General features: G+C 58.4%; 15 protein-coding genes and 2 pseudogenes. 9 read left to right on the forward strand and 8 right to left on the reverse strand.

All coding sequences use genetic code 11. The features are described from left to right. Positions 1-204 precede the first annotated feature (204 nt). The gene (locus ATI02_RS08450; protein WP_100846015.1) at positions 205-1,035 is read left to right on the forward strand and encodes an undecaprenyl-diphosphate phosphatase; all 831 of its coding nucleotides are present in this window, start codon (positions 205-207) and stop codon (positions 1,033-1,035) included. Further along, entirely contained in the window at positions 1,032-1,460 is a 429-nt protein-coding gene (locus tag ATI02_RS08455; RefSeq protein ID WP_095188981.1) for a DUF1294 domain-containing protein, read from the forward strand. Before ATI02_RS08450 ends, ATI02_RS08455 begins: the two co-directional genes overlap by 4 nt. Positions 1,461-1,575: 115 nt before the next feature. Here the strand turns inward: ATI02_RS08455 and ATI02_RS08460 are convergent, their stop codons facing one another. Together ATI02_RS08460 and ATI02_RS08465 are read right to left on the reverse strand one after the other, a co-directional pair. Beyond that, positions 1,576-1,932, reverse strand: coding sequence for an MmcQ/YjbR family DNA-binding protein (locus tag ATI02_RS08460; protein ID WP_100846016.1), 357 nt, complete (start codon positions 1,930-1,932; stop codon positions 1,576-1,578). Continuing rightward, complete coding sequence (locus tag ATI02_RS08465) at positions 1,929-2,837, reverse strand: LysR substrate-binding domain-containing protein (RefSeq protein ID WP_095188979.1); 909 nt, start codon at positions 2,835-2,837, stop codon at positions 1,929-1,931. The genes ATI02_RS08460 and ATI02_RS08465 overlap by 4 nt, the downstream gene beginning before the upstream one ends. 128 nt (positions 2,838-2,965) lie before the next feature. Here ATI02_RS08465 and ATI02_RS08470 point away from each other — a divergent pair, with 128 nt between their 5' ends. Next, positions 2,966-3,577, forward strand: a complete 612-nt coding sequence (locus ATI02_RS08470) for an FMN-dependent NADH-azoreductase (RefSeq protein ID WP_095188978.1) — start codon at positions 2,966-2,968, stop codon at positions 3,575-3,577. 238 nt (positions 3,578-3,815) lie between these two features. After that, a complete protein-coding gene (locus ATI02_RS08475; protein WP_100846017.1) occupies positions 3,816-4,853 on the forward strand; it encodes an alpha/beta hydrolase family protein in 1,038 nt (345 codons plus the stop codon). 123 nt (positions 4,854-4,976) lie between these two features. Here ATI02_RS08475 and ATI02_RS08480 read toward each other — a convergent pair whose 3' ends face one another. Further along, positions 4,977-6,164, reverse strand: a complete 1,188-nt coding sequence (locus ATI02_RS08480) for an MFS transporter (RefSeq protein ID WP_100846018.1) — start codon at positions 6,162-6,164, stop codon at positions 4,977-4,979. A 261-nt stretch (positions 6,165-6,425) separates the two neighbouring features. Further along, positions 6,426-8,012 carry an ABC-F family ATPase gene (locus tag ATI02_RS08490; protein WP_095189865.1) on the reverse strand — a complete coding sequence of 529 codons (1,587 nt, stop codon included), beginning with the start codon at positions 8,010-8,012 and terminating at the stop codon, positions 6,426-6,428. Positions 8,013-8,494: 482 nt separating this feature from the next. On the opposite strand from ATI02_RS08490, the gene ATI02_RS08505 reads away from it, so the two are divergent. After that, positions 8,495-10,735, forward strand: coding sequence for a glycoside hydrolase (locus ATI02_RS08505; protein ID WP_100846021.1), 2,241 nt, complete (start codon positions 8,495-8,497; stop codon positions 10,733-10,735). A 309-nt stretch (positions 10,736-11,044) separates the two neighbouring features. Beyond that, positions 11,045-11,944: a lipid A hydroxylase LpxO gene (lpxO, locus tag ATI02_RS08510; RefSeq protein ID WP_095189873.1), complete on the forward strand. Its 900-nt coding sequence runs from the start codon at positions 11,045-11,047 to the stop codon at positions 11,942-11,944. 162 nt (positions 11,945-12,106) lie between these two features. Here lpxO and ku read toward each other — a convergent pair whose 3' ends face one another. Further along, the gene (gene ku / locus ATI02_RS08515) at positions 12,107-12,973 is read right to left on the reverse strand and encodes a non-homologous end joining protein Ku (RefSeq protein WP_095189863.1); all 867 of its coding nucleotides are present in this window, start codon (positions 12,971-12,973) and stop codon (positions 12,107-12,109) included. Between the two features lie 189 nt (positions 12,974-13,162). Here ku and ATI02_RS08520 point away from each other — a divergent pair, with 189 nt between their 5' ends. Together ATI02_RS08520 and ATI02_RS08525 are read left to right on the forward strand one after the other, a co-directional pair. Beyond that, positions 13,163-13,483: a hypothetical protein gene (locus tag ATI02_RS08520; protein ID WP_100846022.1), complete on the forward strand. Its 321-nt coding sequence runs from the start codon at positions 13,163-13,165 to the stop codon at positions 13,481-13,483. A gap of 52 nt (positions 13,484-13,535) precedes the next feature. Next, entirely contained in the window at positions 13,536-14,690 is a 1,155-nt protein-coding gene (locus ATI02_RS08525) for a PQQ-dependent sugar dehydrogenase (protein ID WP_100846023.1), read from the forward strand. A gap of 105 nt (positions 14,691-14,795) precedes the next feature. Here ATI02_RS08525 and ATI02_RS08530 read toward each other — a convergent pair. From ATI02_RS08530 to rimI, 3 genes and pseudogenes are all read right to left on the reverse strand, one after another. Then, a pseudogene (locus tag ATI02_RS08530) lies at positions 14,796-15,155 on the reverse strand (peptidase C39 family protein); the annotation flags it as partial. Between the two features lie 8 nt (positions 15,156-15,163). Next, complete coding sequence (locus tag ATI02_RS08535) at positions 15,164-16,369, reverse strand: ISL3 family transposase (RefSeq protein ID WP_100845162.1); 1,206 nt, start codon at positions 16,367-16,369, stop codon at positions 15,164-15,166. 84 nt (positions 16,370-16,453) lie between these two features. Next, a pseudogene (gene rimI / locus ATI02_RS08540) lies at positions 16,454-17,212 on the reverse strand (ribosomal protein S18-alanine N-acetyltransferase); the annotation flags it as partial. Between the two features lie 92 nt (positions 17,213-17,304). Here rimI and ATI02_RS08545 point away from each other — a divergent pair. Continuing rightward, positions 17,305-18,879: a RimK family ATP-grasp domain-containing protein gene (locus tag ATI02_RS08545; RefSeq protein ID WP_095189859.1), complete on the forward strand. Its 1,575-nt coding sequence runs from the start codon at positions 17,305-17,307 to the stop codon at positions 18,877-18,879. Positions 18,880-18,883: the final 4 nt, after the last annotated feature.

Raw genomic sequence — 18,883 nt, forward strand, 5'->3', positions numbered from 1 at the left:
GCCGCAGCACTATTGAGACTTGTCTGTTAGGATTTCGGCCCCGCGCGTGAAAACCTGAATCCAAGTTGATATTTCACGCAATTTTGACTGTTTCGTGTGGATCCTGTGCGCGGAATCGGTACAGCAAAACCAGCTACGCTGATCGCAGTGAACGTAAAAAATACTATCGGAGCATGCCCGGGTGCATCGCTCTTTGGGGGATTGATGGATCTTTGGATGGCCTTGCAGGCACTGATACTAGGAGTTGTAGAGGGGCTGACGGAGTTTTTGCCTATTTCCAGTACCGGACACCAGATCATCGTTGCCGACTTGCTCGACTTCGGCGGCGAGAGGGCCATGGCGTTCAACATCATCATCCAGCTCGGCGCGATTCTCGCGGTGGTCTGGGAGTTTCGTCGCAAGATTCTCGATGTGGTGGTCGGCTTGCCGACTCAGCCGAGCGCGCGGCGCTTTACCGCTAACCTGTTGATCGCGTTTCTGCCCGCGGTGGTGCTGGGCGTGATCTTTGCCGATCTGATTCATGAGTATCTGTTCAACCCGATCACCGTGGCGGCGGCTTTGGTGGTGGGTGGGGTCATCATGTTGTGGGCTGAAAAGCGTCAGCATGAAGTGCATGCGCAAACGGTCGATGAGATCACCTGGAAAGATGCCTTGAAGGTGGGTTTTGCCCAGTGTCTGGCCATGATCCCCGGCACTTCGCGTTCCGGCTCGACGATCATTGGCGGCCTGCTGTTCGGTCTGTCGCGTAAAACCGCTACCGAGTTTTCGTTCTTCCTCGCGATGCCGACCATGGTTGGCGCTGCGGTTTACTCGGGCTACAAATACCGCGATCTGTTTGTGCCAGCAGACTTTCCGGTGTTCGCCATCGGTTTCGTCACCGCCTTCATCTTTGCGATGATCGCAGTGCGCGGCCTGCTCAAGTTCATCGCCAGCCATAGCTATGCGGCGTTTGCCTGGTACCGGATCGTCTTCGGTCTGGTGATTCTGGCCACCTGGCAATTTGGCTGGGTGGACTGGTCGGCGGCCAAGCCATGAATGACTCCCGCGCACGCCGCCCTGAAGGTCGTCCGTCCGGTGGCAGCATTCAGAACCTGAAACTTAAACTGGTGGTGCTGCTGATCGTCTGCGCGCTGCCATTGTTCGGTTCGCTGTCGATGTGGCTGCGCGGGATTTCGCTGGTGCCGTTGGCCGCGTATGGAATCGTCAGCGTGCTGGCGTTTTTCATGTATTGGGCCGACAAGCGCAAGGCGCGCACCGATGCTTGGCGCACGCCGGAGAACATCCTCCACGCAGTGGAACTGGCCGGCGGCTGGCCGGGCGCGCTGATCGCTCAGCAAGTGTTCCGGCACAAGACGCGCAAGGTGTCGTTCCAGGTGTTGTTCTGGGTGATTGTCGTGTTGCATCAGGTGTTCTGGATCGACCAGATATTCCTCGGCTCGAACCTGTTATCCCTGTTTTAAGCCTTGCACTGAACAATGTGGGAGCGGGCTTGCTCGCGAATGCGGTGTGTCATTGAGCTTCAATACGACTGATCCACCGCCTTCGCGAGCAAGCCCGCTCCCACACAGTCAAAAGCTACAACAGCAGGCCGATTTGGGTTTTCTTGGGCAGCTTGCTCACCACCAACTGATGCGAGCGCTGCAGCAACCCCTGCAATTCTTCGGCACCCAGCGGATAGGGCGGATGCATGATGATCCACTGCGCCCGCGCCAGGTACGGCGCCGGGTGAATGCCCGGGCGGTCGCAATGGCCGAGAAACAGATCCTTGTCGACCTTGAACGCCAGCGAATCTCCCCGCAGCCCCTGCAAAGCAAACATCTTGTTGCCGGCAATCGAAAACACGCGCACGCCACCCCGCTTGTAGTCTTCGCGCGCACCGGGCAACGCCAGGCAGAACGCCGCAACGTCCGCTTCGCTCATCTTTCCCTTCATAACAAACGCTCCCCACACGCATTGAACGATTCGACCAGGTGATCGATCCACGCACGCACCGCCGGCATCACCCCGCGCCGATGCGGGTACACCGCTTGCAACCAGCCACCGGGCAACGACCACTCCGGCAGCAGTTGCACCAGTGTGCCGTTTAGCAGTTCTTCCTCGCAGTACATCATCGGCAGCAAGGTGAAGCCTTGGCCCGCCAGCACACAGGTCTTGCGCACAATAAAGTCATCAATGCCCAGCCGTGCTTCCATGTTCAACTCAAAACTTTCACCGTGTTGATCGAACAGGCGCAGATGAACCATGCGATCAGCCTCCAGCGCACCCAGTACCGGCAGGTTCTTCAGGTCTTGCGGATGGTTGATGGCCTGAGCTTGTGCAAACGCCGGGCTGGCCACCACGACCACTTGTGCCTGGCGCAGACGCCGGGTCACCAGCAGCGGATCCTCATCTCCGAGTTCGCGCACGCGCAGGGCGACATCGAAGCCTTCAGCCACCAGATCCACGCGCCGATTGAGCAGGACGACTTCCAGTTGCACCTGAGGGAATTTGCCGAGGAATTCGCTGATCACCCATGGCAACATTTCCCGCGCCAGCCCCGTGGGGCAGGACACCCGCAAGCGTCCGCGCGGCTCGCTGGACATGCTGGCCACTGCCTCGTCAGCCATTTCCGCTTCCAGCAACATCGCCTGACAGTGGCGTAAATAGCGCTCACCGACAGCGGTGAGATTCAACTGCCGGGTGGTACGTTGCAGCAAACGCGCACCGAGACGTTCTTCCAGTTCGGCAATGCGCCGCGACAGCCGCGATTTGGGAATGCCCAGCAATCGCCCGGCCGCCGCAAAGCCGCCAGCCTCGACGACTTTGGCGAAATAGTAGAGATCGTTGAGATCTTGCATGGTTGATATCCGACTGTTCTATCAGTGGGACAAACTATCGCATTGTCGGCGACTAATCAGCTATTGGTTTGTTGCGTAGGATTGTCTCCATTCCGTCGCCACCGGCGATTCATTCCAGGGGATTCCACATGAAACTGCTGCATATCGATTCGAGCATTCTGGGCGACAACTCGGCCTCCCGTCAGTTGAGCAGCCAAGTCGTCAAAGCCTGGCAAGCCGCTGAGCCAAGCGCCGTGGTGACCTACCGTGACCTGGCCGCTGACGCCATCAGCCACTTTTCATCGACCACCCTGGTCGCCGCCGGCACCACCGCTGAACTGCGCGACGCCGCCCAGCAGCACGAAGCCGAACTGAGCGCTTCGACCCTGGCCGAGTTCAAAGCCGCCGACGCCATCGTGATCGCTGCACCGATGTACAACTTCACCGTGCCGACCCAACTCAAAGCGTGGATCGACCGCGTTGCCGTTGCCGGTCAAACCTTCCGCTACACCGAAGCCGGCCCTGAAGGCCTGTGCGGTGGCAAGAAAGTGGTGATCGTCTCCACCGCCGGCGGCATCCATGCCGGTCAGGCCAGCGGCATCGCCCACGAGGAATATCTGAAGCTGGTGTTGGGCTTCCTCGGCATCACCGATATCGAAATCGTCCGTGCCGAAGGCCTGGCGTATGGCGATGAAGTACGCAACAACGCCATGACCGCTGCCCAAGCGAAGATCAGCGAGCAATTGTTCGCTGCTGCGTAAGGCTTGCGTAAAGAACAGCGTGGGTTCAGGCAATCCCCAAAAAACTCTGTATTCTGGTTCCGCAAGAGCCAGATGCGGAGTTTTTTGTTTCTCGCTGTTACATAATCTGGCCCAGGTTATGCAGTCAAACGATTAGCGTCTGAGTGCAGTGTCGTATCGGAGCACCGAATCCCCGGCGTTTGAGGCCTTTACAAGGCAACGGATCATTCGATTGAGTAACAACAGGGGGGGGCAGCCCATGATGCGTCTTTGTGCAACGTTACTGATTTGCCTGCTCGGCAGCCTGAATTCAGTGCAAGCTGCGCCGGGGCGTCATCCTGTCTGGAGTGTCGGTTACCACGAGATGACCTTTCTCGATCCGCTCGATCTGCAACCGATGCGCGCCATTGCGTTTTATCCCTCCAGTGATCGCGAACACTTGAGCCTGCTCGAAGGTTATTCAGTGGAGGCCGGCGAAGACACCAAAGTCGCCATCGGCCGTTTCCCAATGTTGATGCTCTCCCATGGCAACACCGGCACGCCGCTGGCCTTGCACGATCTTGCCACGTCGTTGGCACGCAAGGGTTTCGTGGTGGTGGCGGTGATTCACCCCGGCGACAACTCCCAAGACCACAGCCGCCTCGGCACGCTGAGCAATCTCTATGGGCGGCCAATCCAGATTTCCGAAGCGATTACCGCGACCCTCGGCGATTCGATGCTGGCGCCGTTCGTCAACGCCGATCAAGTCGGGGTAATCGGTTATTCCGCCGGGGGCGAGACGGCGTTGATCCTGTCGGGCGCGCAACCGGATCTTGATCGCCTGCGCCGTTATTGCCAGGAGCGTCCGGACGATCGTGACGCCTGCAACACCCAAGGCGAACTCATCGTTGACCGTGATGACTTGCAACCGGTGGCTGACCCACGCGTGCATGCCCTGTTGCTGATGGCGCCACTGAGCCTGAAATTCGGTCGCCATACCCTCGCCGACGTGCATGTGCCTGTGCTGCTTTATAGCGGCGATGGCGACAAACTCGTCGCCTTCGATAAAAACGCTGCTGCCCTGGCGCGCAAACTGCCGACCGCACCGGACTTCAAGTTACTAGCCGGGGCAGGGCACTTCGTGTTCATGGCGCCGTGCAACGAAGAGCAGATTCGCGCCATGCCGGCGCTGTGTACGGATGCTGATGGGGTTGATCGCGAAGATATCCATCGCAATCTGATTTCCGAGGCCGGGCGGTTCTTTGCGCATACGTTGGGCAGGCCGACGCGGGCGGGGATGCAAACCGCCGATCAATAGTCAGGTGCAGAACCTTTGTGGGAGCGGGCTTGCTCGCGAATACGGAGTGTCAGTCGACATCTGTTTTGACTGACACTCCGTATTCGCGAGCAGGCTCGCTCCCACAGGGTTTGGTCCAAATTTTCAGGAAATCGCCCGGCGCTTGAGCAGCAGGGTCAACCCCAAACCCGTCACCGACAACAGCGCCGCACTGAAGAAAATCCACGAATACCCCAGATTCAACGCCACTGCACCCATCAACGGCCCGGCCACCGCCAGCGCCAGATCGAAGAACACCGCATAAGCACTCAACCCGGCACCGCGGCTGGAATTGGGCACCTGCTTGATGGCTTCGACGCCCAACGCCGGATACACCAGCGAAAGCCCGAATCCGGCCAGTCCCGCGCCGATCAACGCATAGGCCGTGGAGGGCGCCAGCCACAACATCACCAGGCCTACGGTTTCCACGCTCATGCAGATGATCGCCGAGGTAAAGCCGCCAAAACGCGCGATCGCAGAAATGAACATCAACCGCGAGACGATGAAACACACACCGAACACCGTCAGGCAATACGCCGCGCCGCTCCAGCCACGGTTGAGGTAATAGAGGGTGATGAACGTGGTCAGCGTGCCGTAGCCGATTGAAGCCAGGCTCAAACTGGCGCCATACGGTGCTATGCGGCCAAATACCGCCCAGAACGGCAGCCGTTCGCCACGCACCACCGGCACCGACGGTTTGTTGCGGATCAACAGCAGTGCCCCCGCCGCCAGTAGCGACAAGACAATGCCAAGGCTGGCAAAGCCGTATTCGGCCACCATCACCACGCCCAGCGGCGCGCCAATGGCAATCGCGCCATAAGACGCGATGCCGTTCCAGCCGATTGAGCGTGCCGTATGCTCTGCACCGACCTGGCCCATGCACCAACTGATCGTGCCGACACCGATCAACCCTTGTGCGATGCCCAGCAGCAAACGCCCCAGTATCAGAATCAACAGGCTCGGCAGCGGGAAGTCCTGCAGGAGTGTGGACGCCAGGGTCAATACGCCACTCAGCACGATCCCCAGCAAGCCGTACACGATCGCCCGTTTGGTGCCGACCGTGTCCGACATCCGCCCGGCCATTGGCCGCGAGAGCAGGGTGGCCAAGTACTGTGAGCCGATCACCAGTCCGGCAATGATCGCGCTGAAACCCAGCTGTTCATGCACGTAACCGGGCAACACCGCAATCGTCAGGCCGATGCACAGGAAGGCAACAAAGGTATAGAAAACGATGGAGACGACCTGCAGAGTGATCGCCATGGAGCTTTGCGGGGGCAGTTGCTGCGCAGACATGAGCACTCGTTCGCGGGCGGCGGTGGGAGAGTTCGCATCATGGCGTGGGCCTGAAATAAAAGAAAGCAGGCTAACTATTTTCCTGAGGATTGATGTTGTTGCTGACGGCCCCTTCGCGAGCAGGCTCGCTCCCACATTTGAAATGCATCCCCCTGTGGGAGCGAGCCTGCTCGCGAAGTATCCGCACCACCGCATCGCTCACGCCAGAATGCAAAAAGCCCCGTCACATGGACAGGGCTTTCAGTGAGCGCAAATTGAGTCCTAGAACACCACACCCTGACTGCGCAGGTAGTCATCATAGGTGCCGCTGAAGTCGGTCACGCCATCCGGGCTCAGCTCGATGATGCGCGTGGCCAGGGACGATACGAACTCACGGTCGTGGCTGACGAAGATCAGCGTGCCCGGGTAGTTTTCCAGCGCCAGGTTCAGCGCCTCGATCGATTCCATGTCCAGGTGGTTGGTCGGTTCGTCCATGATCAGCACGTTCGGCTTTTGCAGGATCAGCTTGCCGAACAGCATGCGACCTTGCTCACCACCGGAAATCACTTTGACCGACTTGAGGATCTCGTCGTTGGAGAACAGCATGCGGCCCAAAGTACCGCGAATCATCTGCTCGCCCTGGGTCCACTGACCCATCCAGTCGAACAGCGTGACGTCGTCTTCGAAGTCGTGCGCGTGGTCCTGAGCGTAGTAGCCCAGTTCCGCGGCGTCGGTCCACTTGACGCTACCGGCATCCGGGGTCAGTTCGTTGACCAGGGTGCGCAGCAGGGTGGTTTTACCGATACCGTTCGGGCCGATGATGGCTACGCGCTCGCCGGCTTCAACCTGGAAGCTGAAGTCCTTGAACAACGGCTTGCCGTCGAAGCCTTTGGCCATTTTTTCGACCATGACTGCCTGACGGTGCAGCTTTTTGTTCTGCTCGAAACGGATGAACGGACTCACGCGGCTCGACGGCTTGACCTCGGCCAGCTGGATCTTGTCGATCGCTTTGGCGCGGGAAGTGGCCTGCTTGGCTTTCGAGGCGTTGGCCGAAAAGCGGCTGACGAACGATTGCAGTTCGGAAATCTGCGCTTTCTTCTTGGCGTTGTCCGACAGCAGTTGCTCGCGGGACTGGGTCGCCACGGTCATGTACTCGTCGTAGTTGCCCGGGAACAGACGCAGCTCGCCGTAGTCCAGGTCAGCCATGTGGGTACACACGCTGTTCAGGAAGTGACGGTCGTGAGAGATGATGATCATCAGGCTGTTACGCTGGGTCAGAACGTTTTCCAGCCAGCGAATGGTGTTGATGTCCAGGTGGTTGGTCGGTTCGTCGAGCAACAGCACTTCCGGATCGGAGAACAGTGCCTGCGCCAGCAACACACGCAGCTTCCAGCCTGGCGACACTTCGCTCATCGGGCCGAAATGCTGCTCGATGCCGATACCCAGGCCCAGCAGCAGTTCACCGGCACGGGATTCGGCGGTGTAGCCGTCCATTTCGGCGAATTCGGTTTCCAGCTCGGCCACGGCCATGCCGTCTTCTTCGCTCATTTCTGGCAGCGAATAGATACGATCGCGCTCGGCCTTGACCTTCCACAGCTCTTCGTGACCCATGATCACGGTATCGATCACGGTGAATTCTTCGTAGGCGAACTGATCCTGACGCAATTTACCCAGGCGCACGTTCGGCTCGAGCATGACCTGACCACCGGACGGGTCGAGGTCGCCGCCGAGGATTTTCATGAAGGTCGACTTGCCGCAACCGTTGGCGCCGATCAGGCCATAACGGTTGCCCGCGCCAAATTTGACCGAAACGTTTTCGAACAGCGGCTTGGCGCCGAACTGCATCGTGATGTTAGCTGTGGAGATCAATTACCTTACCTATCAATGGGTTAGAGCTGGTGTTTTGTTTGCCTGATACCGCTTCGATACCAATCCGGAGCTTTGCCAGCTCCACCCAGTCTGAGCTTGAGTTAATTCAACGCGCATACGTCGCCAGCACCGTTGACCGCTGTGGCCACGCTGCTGAACGACGAATACGGGGTCTGTGTTTGGACATTGCGCGCATTGTCGCATAAGTACGGCGGCAGTTGTATGACGGGCGATAACGAACCTTGCGCTGATGAGGGTTAATGCTTTTGCCAGTCACTCTGACGTGAGCAGTCCAGGCTCCGGGCGCGAAGTGCTGCTTTCAGGCACGGCGCAAGGTAGTGGCGAAATGTCTGACAGAAACTTTCCTTCTGGCGGTGGTCTTTGTCTTCGATGCCGAATGACCTGCCGATGAGTGACGTGTGCTTGTAGAAAAAAACCGCAGTCCCTGTTTCCATGCGTCAGTGAAGGAAAAAGGAAAGCACATGCCATTCATTGCTCGCTGTCTGCTGTTGATTGGCCTCATGCTGATTCCGTCGTGGGCGAGTGCCAATGTCTTGCTGGAAAACGCGCTGTGGCGCGTTGAAATCGATCCGGCAACGCTGGCCATTCAAGTCACGCCGTCCCAGGCGAATACCGTACAGGCTTCGGTGGGCGTCGCCGCGCATGGGGTCAGTGGCCTGACCCAGACCGCCAACCGCATCGATTGGCGCTGGGATGATGGCGCCTGGCGCCTGAGTGCCAGTCTCGATCAGCGCGATCTGTCGCTGTCCATTACCGCCCGTGATTCCGGTGAACTGGGTTTTCTCCGACAACCTGGCCGCGCTATGGGCAACGGCTTGATCTGGCCGCTGGCCGAAGGGCATTACGTGCCGGCAGGCGATGCAGTGTGGCAAGGCTTTCTCCTCGAACAGGGCGAGCTCAATAGCACGCAGGACCTGAGCCTGCCCCTGTGGGGTGTCGACCACGGCAGCTTCACGCTCAATTGGCTGCTGACCAATCCTTATAACAATCGTCTGACTTTCAGTGCCGAGGGTAAAAACCTCGGCCTGGCCGTACGCCATGAATTCACCTCGCTTGAACCGGACAAACCGCTGACCTTCCTACTTTCGCTGGGCACCGCCGATCCGCTGGCACCGGCCAAACGCTATCGACGTTGGCTGATCGACAACGGCCAATACGAACCCTTGAGTGAAAAACTGCAAAAAACGCCACAAGCAAAAAAAATCCTCGGCGCCAGCCATATTTATTTGTGGGGCAATGACCTGCTCGGACCAAAGGACGTCCGCAGTTGGCCGGCACTGGTGAAACTGCTGCGCGGCAATGGCGCGCTGGCCAGCGAGTTGCGTAGCCGTTTTGATGCTGAAACCCGCGATATTCTGGCGAACGCGCAACCGCCGCTGAATCGCTATCAAATGGCGACATTGCTGCGCAGTCTCAATGGCGCCCTCAACACCCAGGCCAGAAAGTCCTGGCAGGCCGTCGTCGAACCGGACATGCAGCAACTCGCCGAGGGCTACGGCACGTTGCGCGCGGAGCTGGCCAGCACATTTTCCGAGGCGCTGACCGCGTCTGCGCAGGGTTGGGGCAGTAGCTTGTCATCGAGTACTTTTGCGCAGTTGAAGGCAGCCGGGTTGTCGCGCCTATGGATTGGACTGGGCGAAGGCTGGGAGGGCGGCCTCTGGCACCCCGAAGCGGTGCGCGAAGGCGTAGCGGCGGGGTATCTGCTGGCGCCTTATGACTCCTATGAAACAGCGCTCACGGCCACTGAGAATCCGGACTGGACCACGGCGCACCTGGGCTCGCGAGCCAACCGACAGTGCGCGATCGTGTTGAACAGTGGTCAATTCAAACGCGGATTTCAGCAGTCGGGCCATTACACCGATCCACGCTGCGTGCGCCCGTTACTGGAGGCTCGCATCAAGGCAGTACAGGCTGGCGCCGGCTTCAATAGCTGGTTTCTCGATGCTTATGCCACCGGGATGCTGTTCGACAGTTACCAGGCAGATAGCCCTCTGACGCAAGCGCAAAATGCCCAGGGCAATATCGAAGCTTCACGCTGGCTGAACGAAACCCTGCAGTTGCCGAGCGGCTCCGAGGACGGCAACGCCACCACAGCGCAAGGCGTGCTGTTTGCCCACGGCATGCAGACGCCGGTCATTGGCTGGGGCGACCCGGACATGAGCAAGAACCGCAAATCGCCGTATTACGTCGGACGTTGGTTCCCTGACGAACAGCCGCAAGTGTTTTTCAAAAGCGTTCCGCTCAAAGAGCCTTATCGCACAGTGCATTTTGCGCCCCAGACACGTTTGCCGTTGTATCAGGCGGTGTTCCACGGATCAGTCATCACCACGCATCACTGGCTGTTCGACAGCTTGAAGTTGAGCAATGTGCGCGCCGAGAATCAGTTGAGCCAGTTGCTCTACAACGTCCCGCCGCTGTATCACCTCAGCGCTGCGACATTAAAACAACGCTTGCCATTGATCGCGAAGCAGGACGCCTTCTTCCGGCCGCTCCACGAGCGTCTGGCGCTACAGCAAATGACTGACTTTCAGTGGGTGAGCGGGGACAGGCTGGTGCAACGGACCACCTTCGCCGATGGAACGCAGTTGCTGGCCAATTTTGACAAGCGTGAACGTGAAGTGGCGGGTCACAAGCTCGCAGGGCAGAGCATCAGTGTTTTTGAAAACAACCAAAGAGTAAATGTATTCCAGGTATCGCAGTGACACGCGTCATTGCGCCTCCGTTGCGTACCGGTATCAGGTGCAAGCCCCACGGTTTCGGGCCTTTGGACGATCGGGGGGCAGTGCCATCAGTGGCGCATTGCAGATTCGCGTGACAGATTTTCACAGATGAGGTTCACCATCGGTTACAAAGTGTGGCTAAAATGCCAGCGAATTACCCAAAAGCCGCTAACGGCATGGGCTCAAGGACGTGCCACCGGGACGATTTTCTGTATTTATGCCACTGCTGCAGACGCTGGCCCAAAGCCGGCAGACGCGCAGTTTGTTCACTTTTGACGTGTGACGATTTCCGTGAAACTCATCATTGCCGCTATTTATGTCATTTCCATTGCATACGTTCACTTGCGTGGACGGGTGCGCCACAAGTTGGGTCGGCAATTGAGCGACCACTCGACGTTCCTCGCGCCGATCAACTGCTTTTTGTACCTGTTCTCGAAAAAGCCGAACAAGCCGTTCCTCGATCCGGCTGAGTTTCCTGACCTGAGTCCGTTGCAGGCGCATTGGGAAGAGATCCGCGAAGAAGGGCAGAATCTGCTCCGCGCCGGTGAAATCAAGCGTTCGAACCAGTACGACGATGTCGGTTTCAACTCGTTCTTCAAAACCGGCTGGAAGCGTTTCTACCTCAAGTGGTACGGCGACAGCCATCCATCGGCGATGAAGCTGTGCCCGCGTACCACAGAACTGGTGCAGAGCATCGGTTCAATCAAGGCCGCCATGTTTGCCGAACTGCCGCCGGGCTCCAAGCTGGTCCGTCACCGCGACCCGTATGCCGGCTCCTACCGCTATCACCTGGGTCTGGAAACGCCGAACGATGCCGGCTGCTACATCAATGTCGACGGTGAAAACTATCACTGGCGCGACGGTGAAGCGGTGATGTTCGATGAGACCTTCATCCATTACGCGGAAAACACCACGGACAAAAACCGTATCATTCTGTTCTGCGACATTGAGCGACCGATGAAGTATCGCTGGGCCGCGGCGTTCAATGGTTGGTTCAGCCGCACCGTGATGTCTGCGGCGGGTGCGCCGAACGATGCCGGTGACCGCACCGGCGGCATCAACCGTTTCTTCACAAAAATCTACAAGATTCGCCTGCGCGGTAAAGAGCTGAAAAAACGTAATCGTGCGCGCTATTACCTGGAAAAATGGGCGATCTTTGGTGGTTTGCTGGCCGTTTTCATTCTGATCTGAATAGGTTGTGAATGAGCTGACGCCATCGCTGGCAAGACAGCTCCCACAGTGCTCGATGTGATACACAGACTTCATTCACGCGGCTAAACCCTGTGGGAGCTGGCTTGCCAGCGATGACTGTCGCAAAAGCAACCTGTCAGTTGCCTGACAATCCCTCAGTTGTCATTCCCCGGACGCTTTTCGGGTGCGTTTGGCCGGTGCTGCTTTGGTGGCTGTCCTGGCCTTCGGCTTGGCCGGTGCCTTGCCACCCAGGCTGCGTTTAAGCAGCTCGGTCAAGTCGATCACATCGGCCGTCTTGCGCGCTTGTTCGCCACCCACCGTCTCGACGTCCTCGATCTTGCCTTCATGGGCCTTCTTATCCACCAGCGCCATGATCTTGTCTTCGAACTCGTCTTTGTAATCTTCCGGCGTCCAGTCGCCGCTCATGTCCTGAACCAGCCGCTTGGCCATGTCCAATTCACCTTTGGCCAGCTGTGGCTTGGTGACTTCGCTGCCAAGTTCCAGTTGATCAAGGCCGCGCACCTCTTGCGGCCAGCGCAACTTGACCAGTACCAATGCTGACTCCAGCGGCATCAGCGCCGCCAGATACTGCCGCGTATGCAAAACCACGCGGGCGAGGGCGACTTTGTTGGTTTTGCTCAAGGTTTCACGCAGCAGCGCATAGACCTTGCCGCCGCGTTTATCCGGCGCCAGGTAATAGGGCGTGTCGATGTTCTGCAGCGGAATCTGCTCGGCGTCGACAAAGGAAAAAATGTCGATGGTCTGCGTCGAAACCGGATGCGCCGAGCGGATTTCTTCTTCGCTCAGCACTACGTAACGGCCCTTTTCGTAAGCCACGCCTTTGACGATGTTTTCCTTGGTGACCTCCTTGCCGGTGACCTTGTTGACCCGTTTGTAGCCCACTGGATCCATGCTGCGGCTGTCGAGCCAGTCGAAATCGACGCCCTGCGAGGACGTCGCCGACACCAGCGCGACAGGGATATGAACCAGTCCGAAACTGATCGCGCCTTTCCAGATTGCCCGAGCCATGGTGAGTTCTCCGAGTGATGTTCAGGTGACCTGTACGCGGGCGCGAAAGTTTCCAGTGTGTGCGGCGGTTTCCGATGACTTGGTCAAGCCGTGTTACATGTTGTTTAAGGGCGATGGGTTAACAAATCCGAACCCACGGCGTAGCGTGGACTCGAAGGCTCTGTTCCCTGCACGTCGAGAGGCCGCCCCATGAACCGGATTATGTTTGGCATCGCCGTCCTGGCACTCAGTGGCGGTCTGGTTCATGCCGACGTCGTGCTGGCTCAAAGCCCGACCGGCAACAGCAACAACCCCTACAACAGCCCGATCCGCCGGGCCAATCCCAACAGCCTGCAGGGCACCCAACCCAGCGCTCCGGCCATTCGCGGGCCGGGCACGGTGCCGACACCGCGTCAGCCCACCGTCGAGAACCGTGGCATTGGCAACGGCCAGCCGATCCGCTCGGTGCCGAGTACGCCACCGACCTTCATCCCCAATCCGCCTCCACGCGGTAGCGGTAGCAACCGTTGAACGGCAGGACTGACGTTCTGTCAGCCATTCAAATGAACAAAAGGAATCGTGCATGTTGCGTAAAACCCTTTTAGCCACGCTGTGCACCGGCGCGCTGGTCAGTGTTCCGGCATTCGCCGCAGCGCCCAAAGAGCTGCAAAGCGAGCAGGGCACCCTTGAAGTCACCACGATTAGTCAGGGCCTGGAGCATCCGTGGGCTTTGGCGTTTCTGCCGGATCGCCAGGGCATGCTGGTAACCGAACGGCCGGGCAATCTGCGGGTCGTCGGTGCCGATGGCAAGTTGTCGGCACCGATCAGCGGTGTACCGAAGGTCTGGGCCAAGGGGCAGGGCGGTTTGCTCGATGTGGTGCTGTCGCCGGACTTTAAACAGGATCGGCTGGTGTATCTGTCGTACGCCGAGGGCGGTGGTGCCGGCGACAAGGCCGGGACGGCCGTGGGACGCGGGCGCTTGTCTGACGATTTGCAGACGCTGAAAGACTTCAAGGTGATCTTCCGCCAGGAGCCGAAACTCTCGACCGGCAACCACTTCGGCTCACGCCTGGTGTTTGACCGCGACGGTTATCTGTTCATTACCCTCGGTGAGAACAACGACCGGCCGACCGCGCAGGATCTCGACAAGCTGCAAGGCAAGATCGTGCGGATCTACCCGGACGGCAAAGTACCGGACGACAACCCGTTCGTGGGGCAGTCCGGCGTGCGCCCCGAGATCTGGGCCTACGGCATCCGCAACCCGCAGGGTGCAGCGCTCAATCCGTGGAACGGCACAATCTGGGAGAACGAACACGGCCCGCGTGGCGGCGATGAAGTGAACATCATCGAGCGCGGTAAGAACTACGGCTGGCCGTTGGCGACCCATGGCATCAACTATTCGCTGCAGCCGATTCCGGAAGCCAAAGGCAAAAGCGTTGAAGGAGGCGTTGATCCACGCCACGTCTGGGAAAAATCACCGGGCGTCACGGGCATGGCGTTTTACGATGCCGATCGCTTCAAGCTGTGGCAGCAGAACCTGTTTATTGGCGCGCTAGTGAGTCAGGAGTTGATTCGCCTGCAGTTCGATGGCGACAAAGTTGTGCATGAAGAGCGCTTGCTCGGTGAGCTGCAGCAGCGTATTCGCGACGTGCGCCAGGGCCCGGATGGTTACTTGTATGTGCTGACGGATGAGGACAATGGCGCGCTCTACAAAATCGGCCTGAAACCCACACCTTGAAATACATTCCCTGTAGGCGCTGGCGCAGGCGGCGATCTTTTGATCTGATTTTTTTAGATCAAGATCAAAAGATCGCCGCCTTCGGTAGCTCCTGTAGCGCTAGGCTTACTCACTGCGGGAATACAAAACCACCGCCGCCCTTAGCTTCCCTCGTCCGAACCGGCTCATCTTCTCAAACTCCCCATGACTGACCGGCACATGCTGGCAGTCCATCGGTTGGCGATGCTGGCTGTGATCGACATCCGGGTCGTGCAGGTACACAAAGTCCTCATCACAGTCCGTCACCACCACCCAGTGCGGCGACTTGGAGCGGGTCAGGCGATAGCTGCTGATCAACACCAGCGGCTGGCTGCCGGCATCGAGCAGGCGCGGCAGGTCCAGCGCCGCACCGATCACCTGCTCGACATCGGTCTCTGCCAACTGTTCTGTGAACGCCTCGTGTACCAGGCGCATGACGCCTTTTTTATGGTTCTTCACGGATTACCGGGAAAGACGCTCTTGATTTTCATGAAAAAGAATTCGCTATCCCGGTAACCGTACGCCATCCGTTTGATAACCTTTATTCGATTGTTTATGCCTTCCAACTGCCCCGTGTGCATCGGCCAGCGAACCCGGCTGACGATTCCCCGCCAGTAACCCTTTAGCCGTTTGGCGAACAGGATCAGAGCCGGTATCGCGCTTTCATCAGCGTGGCGCAGCCATTGCTTCCAGGCTGATCTCCAGCCCCAGGCGGTACTTGGCGTCCAGAGCGTTTTGAGTTCAGCTTTCATCAAGTAGACCGTCATCAACGCTTGGTTGGCCGCCAGCAAATCCTCCAAGCGGACCTGTTGCTCCGGTGTTTTCAGGTTCTGCGGGTTGCGCAGGAGCAGCCAACGCGCTTGCTTGATGACCTTTCGGGCCGGCTTGTCGTGACGCAGTCGATTGGCTTCGTCGACGCGAACCCGATCAATCACCTCTCGGCCATATTTGGCCACCACATGGAAAAGATCGTAGACCACTCGCGCTTTTGGGCAGTGCTGACGAACCTCCAGATCAAAAGCGGTGTTCATGTCCATTGCCACCGCTTCGATTCGGGCGCACCCCTCTGGCCCCAGCTCTTCGAAAAATGGCCTGACCGCCGCCCGGCTGCGGCCTTCGCCGATCCACAGCACCCGTCGCGTATCCGCGTCCAGAACAACGCTGGCATAACGATGACCTTTGAATAATGCGAACTCGTCCATCACCAAGCGTCGCGGTTGCGCCTTTGGCAAAACGCTCAATGCTGCTTGCAAGGCTCGACGCTCCAGCACCCGAACGGTCTCCCAATGCAGCCCAAACATCTGCGCTACGTGCAACGTGGGAAGGCGTTCACAGGCTTGAATGACCGCCTCTGCCAGACGCCGTGTCATACGGGCATAGCGATCCAGCCAACTGACGGCCTCCATGCGTTTGCCACAGTCGCGGCAACCAACGCGTCGGAGCAAAACGCTCAGGCGTACTGCGCGACCGAGAATGGGTAAATCACGAATGACTCGCTGGCAATACTCATGCGTGGTTGAACAGGGTTTTTGGCACCCACCACAGGAAGGGAATCGGGTGGCGTGGGGTGTCAGATCGATCTGGAGGGCATCACCATCAGGCTTGATCGTGACGACAGAAAAGCCCTCCCAAAAAGGAAGGAAAGTATTAATATCGTGCATAAGAACGCCGGTTTGTTAGATGTGTTTGCTCGCACGAACATCATCAATCAAATCGGCGTTCTTGTTTCTGTGTTTCCCGGGATTCCGTGAAGAACCTTTTTTATGCTCATCGCGCACGCCATCGAGGAACAGTGGCCCGGCCATGCTCAGTTGCAGGCGCACGCGAAAACTCCGCCGCCATGCGGCCAGAGCCAGCCCCTGCGGACTGCAGCCGCCGTGTCCGGAGGTCATGAACACCGTTGTCGCCTCGCGCCAGATCTGCAACTCCTCGCGTCGCTCCAATAAACGCCCAGGCTGCAGCGCGCCCATGGCCATCAGCAGACACGCCGGGCCGCAGGTGAAATCGGTGGTCTGGCGATACCAGGGCACCTTGATGCTGCGCGAGTCGCGGTGCTGGAGAATGCGTTTCTCCAGGCGCAGCGCATCGGCGTGGTCTTCGTAATAGTCGTGAATCAAGGCGAAACGGCGGAAGCCGCTGCGTTCATACAGATGAATGGCGGCGGGGTTGTCAGTGCGCACCTCAAGGCGCAGATAGGCGCAGTCGTGGTCCAGCGCAATCGCTTCGATGTGTTGCAGCAACTGCTTGCCCAGCCCGGTACCGCGCGCCTCGGCGGCAATCGCGATGGAGTAGAGCCGCGCCAGCGACGTACCGCGATGGAACAGCACCAGTGCGTAACCGACCAATCGCCCCTCACGCTCGGCCACCAGCAACTGTGCGTGGGCACGGGTGATCATCCACTGAAAACTGCGGGGCGTCAGCCGGTCCGTGGTGAAACATTGCATTTCCAATGCCAGCAACGCCGGCAAGTCTTCAACTACCGCCAAACGAAAAACAGCACTCATATGACCACCGTAAAAGTTGCGTAACGAAACGGGACTTTCGAAAAACTTCGTGCTTAATAGAAATGGTCTTGTTCTCCAACGGATCAATCTCTATGTCAGCGGTACAGGGTCATTGGCGCGAAGTATCCGAGCAAAGTTTGCCGGCGGCAACTTATTTAAATCCAGTCGTTAGAGCCTCCAGTCAAGTGCTGATCATTGTCGAACGCAAGGAAGACTGGGCCTCGTATTTTCCCAGCGAAGACATCATCACGGCGCAGCAATACCTCGAGCAAACCCCGGAAAACGAGTCGGGCAAGCGCGTCCAGGTGATCAACTTGTGCCGCAGCTACAAGTATCTCGGCCACGGTTATTACTGCTCGCTGCTGGCCGAGGCGCGGGGGCACAAGGTGATTCCATCGGTGCGCACGATCAGCGAACTGACCAAAAAATCGCTCTATGGTCTGGCGCTGGATGATCTCGATAAAACCCTGGAAAAAGCTCTCAGTCATCACCTTTACAGCGATACCGAAGGCTTTACCCTGACACTTTATTTTGGCAAGACACACATCGAACCGTTGCAGGATCTGGCCCGTCAGTTATTTGAAGTGTTTCCCTGTCCGATTCTGTTAGTTGAGTTTCGCCGAACTAACGGTTGGCACATCGAAGGCATCAAGTCCGGTGCCTTGCACAAGTTGCGCGATGATCAGGAAGATCAGTTTGCCAATGCGCTGGACGGCTTCAGCCGTAAAGTCTGGCGGGTGCCGCGTTCGCCGCAAGTGGCGCGTTATGACCTGGCGATTCTGCACGATCCGCAAGAGGCGTTACCGCCATCAAACAGCAAGGCGCTGGAAAATTTCATCCGCGTCGGCAAGCGCATGGGCATCGATGTCGAGCTGATCGAACGCAAGGATTACGCGCGTCTGGCCGAGTACGACGGCCTGCTGATCCGCGAAACCACCAGCGTCGACAACCACACCTACCGCTTCGCCAAGAAAGCCGAAAGCGAAGGGCTGGTGGTGATGGATGACCCGGCGTCGATCCTGCGCTGCACCAACAAGGTCTATCTGACGGATCTGCTCAACAGCCATCAACTGGGCATGCCCGCCACGGAAATCCTCTACAAGGAGCGACCCGAAGACTTCGAACGGGTCGGCGAGCGCCTGGGGTTTCCGCTGGTCCTGAAGATCCCTGATGGCTGTTTCTCACGCGGGGTGATCAAGGTCGAAAGCCAGCAGGCGCTGCTGGAAGCCACCGCCGAACTGTTCGAGCATTCGGTGTTGTTGCTGGCGCAAGAGTTTTTCTACACCGAGTACGACTGGCGCATCGGCGTGCTCAATCGCAAACCGATCTTCGCCTGCCAGTACTTCATGTCCAAGGGCCACTGGCAGATCTACAACCACAAGGCCAAAGGTCAGGACGTCAACGGCGAGTGTCGCACCCTGGCCATTCACGAAGCGCCGCGCGCGGTGGTGGAGCTGGCCGTAAAAACCGCGAATCTGATTGGCGACGGCCTCTACGGTGTCGACCTGAAACAGGCCGGCGACAAAGTGGTGGTGATCGAGGTCAACGACAACCCGAACCTTGATGCCGGTATCGAAGACGCCTATTTGCAGGACGATCTGTATTCACTGGTGCTGGAAGAGTTCGTGCGACGGCTGGAACTCAAACGTCGCGGTCAGGCCTGGTGATGCG

This window comes from Pseudomonas baetica, from assembly GCF_002813455.1.
Taxonomy (GTDB): Bacteria; Pseudomonadota; Gammaproteobacteria; order Pseudomonadales; family Pseudomonadaceae; genus Aquipseudomonas; species Aquipseudomonas baetica.

What these genes read in the sequence shown, in the direction of transcription:
- ATI02_RS08525 (WP_100846023.1), top strand. Translation starts at nt 13,536, where the DNA reads ATGTTGCGTAAAACCCTTTTAGCCACGCTGTGCACCGGCGCGCTGGTC.
- ATI02_RS08535 (WP_100845162.1), bottom strand. Translation starts at nt 16,369, where the DNA reads ATGCACGATATTAATACTTTCCTTCCTTTTTGGGAGGGCTTTTCTGTC.
- ATI02_RS08505 (WP_100846021.1), top strand. Translation starts at nt 8,495, where the DNA reads ATGCCATTCATTGCTCGCTGTCTGCTGTTGATTGGCCTCATGCTGATT.
- ATI02_RS08475 (WP_100846017.1), top strand. Translation starts at nt 3,816, where the DNA reads ATGATGCGTCTTTGTGCAACGTTACTGATTTGCCTGCTCGGCAGCCTG.
- ATI02_RS08450 (WP_100846015.1), top strand. Translation starts at nt 205, where the DNA reads ATGGATCTTTGGATGGCCTTGCAGGCACTGATACTAGGAGTTGTAGAG.
- ATI02_RS08480 (WP_100846018.1), bottom strand. Translation starts at nt 6,164, where the DNA reads ATGTCTGCGCAGCAACTGCCCCCGCAAAGCTCCATGGCGATCACTCTG.
- ATI02_RS08545 (WP_095189859.1), top strand. Translation starts at nt 17,305, where the DNA reads ATGTCAGCGGTACAGGGTCATTGGCGCGAAGTATCCGAGCAAAGTTTG.
- ATI02_RS08520 (WP_100846022.1), top strand. Translation starts at nt 13,163, where the DNA reads ATGAACCGGATTATGTTTGGCATCGCCGTCCTGGCACTCAGTGGCGGT.
- ATI02_RS08465 (WP_095188979.1), bottom strand. Translation starts at nt 2,837, where the DNA reads ATGCAAGATCTCAACGATCTCTACTATTTCGCCAAAGTCGTCGAGGCT.
- ATI02_RS08455 (WP_095188981.1), top strand. Translation starts at nt 1,032, where the DNA reads ATGAATGACTCCCGCGCACGCCGCCCTGAAGGTCGTCCGTCCGGTGGC.
- ATI02_RS08460 (WP_100846016.1), bottom strand. Translation starts at nt 1,932, where the DNA reads ATGAAGGGAAAGATGAGCGAAGCGGACGTTGCGGCGTTCTGCCTGGCG.
- ku (WP_095189863.1), bottom strand. Translation starts at nt 12,973, where the DNA reads ATGGCTCGGGCAATCTGGAAAGGCGCGATCAGTTTCGGACTGGTTCAT.
- ATI02_RS08470 (WP_095188978.1), top strand. Translation starts at nt 2,966, where the DNA reads ATGAAACTGCTGCATATCGATTCGAGCATTCTGGGCGACAACTCGGCC.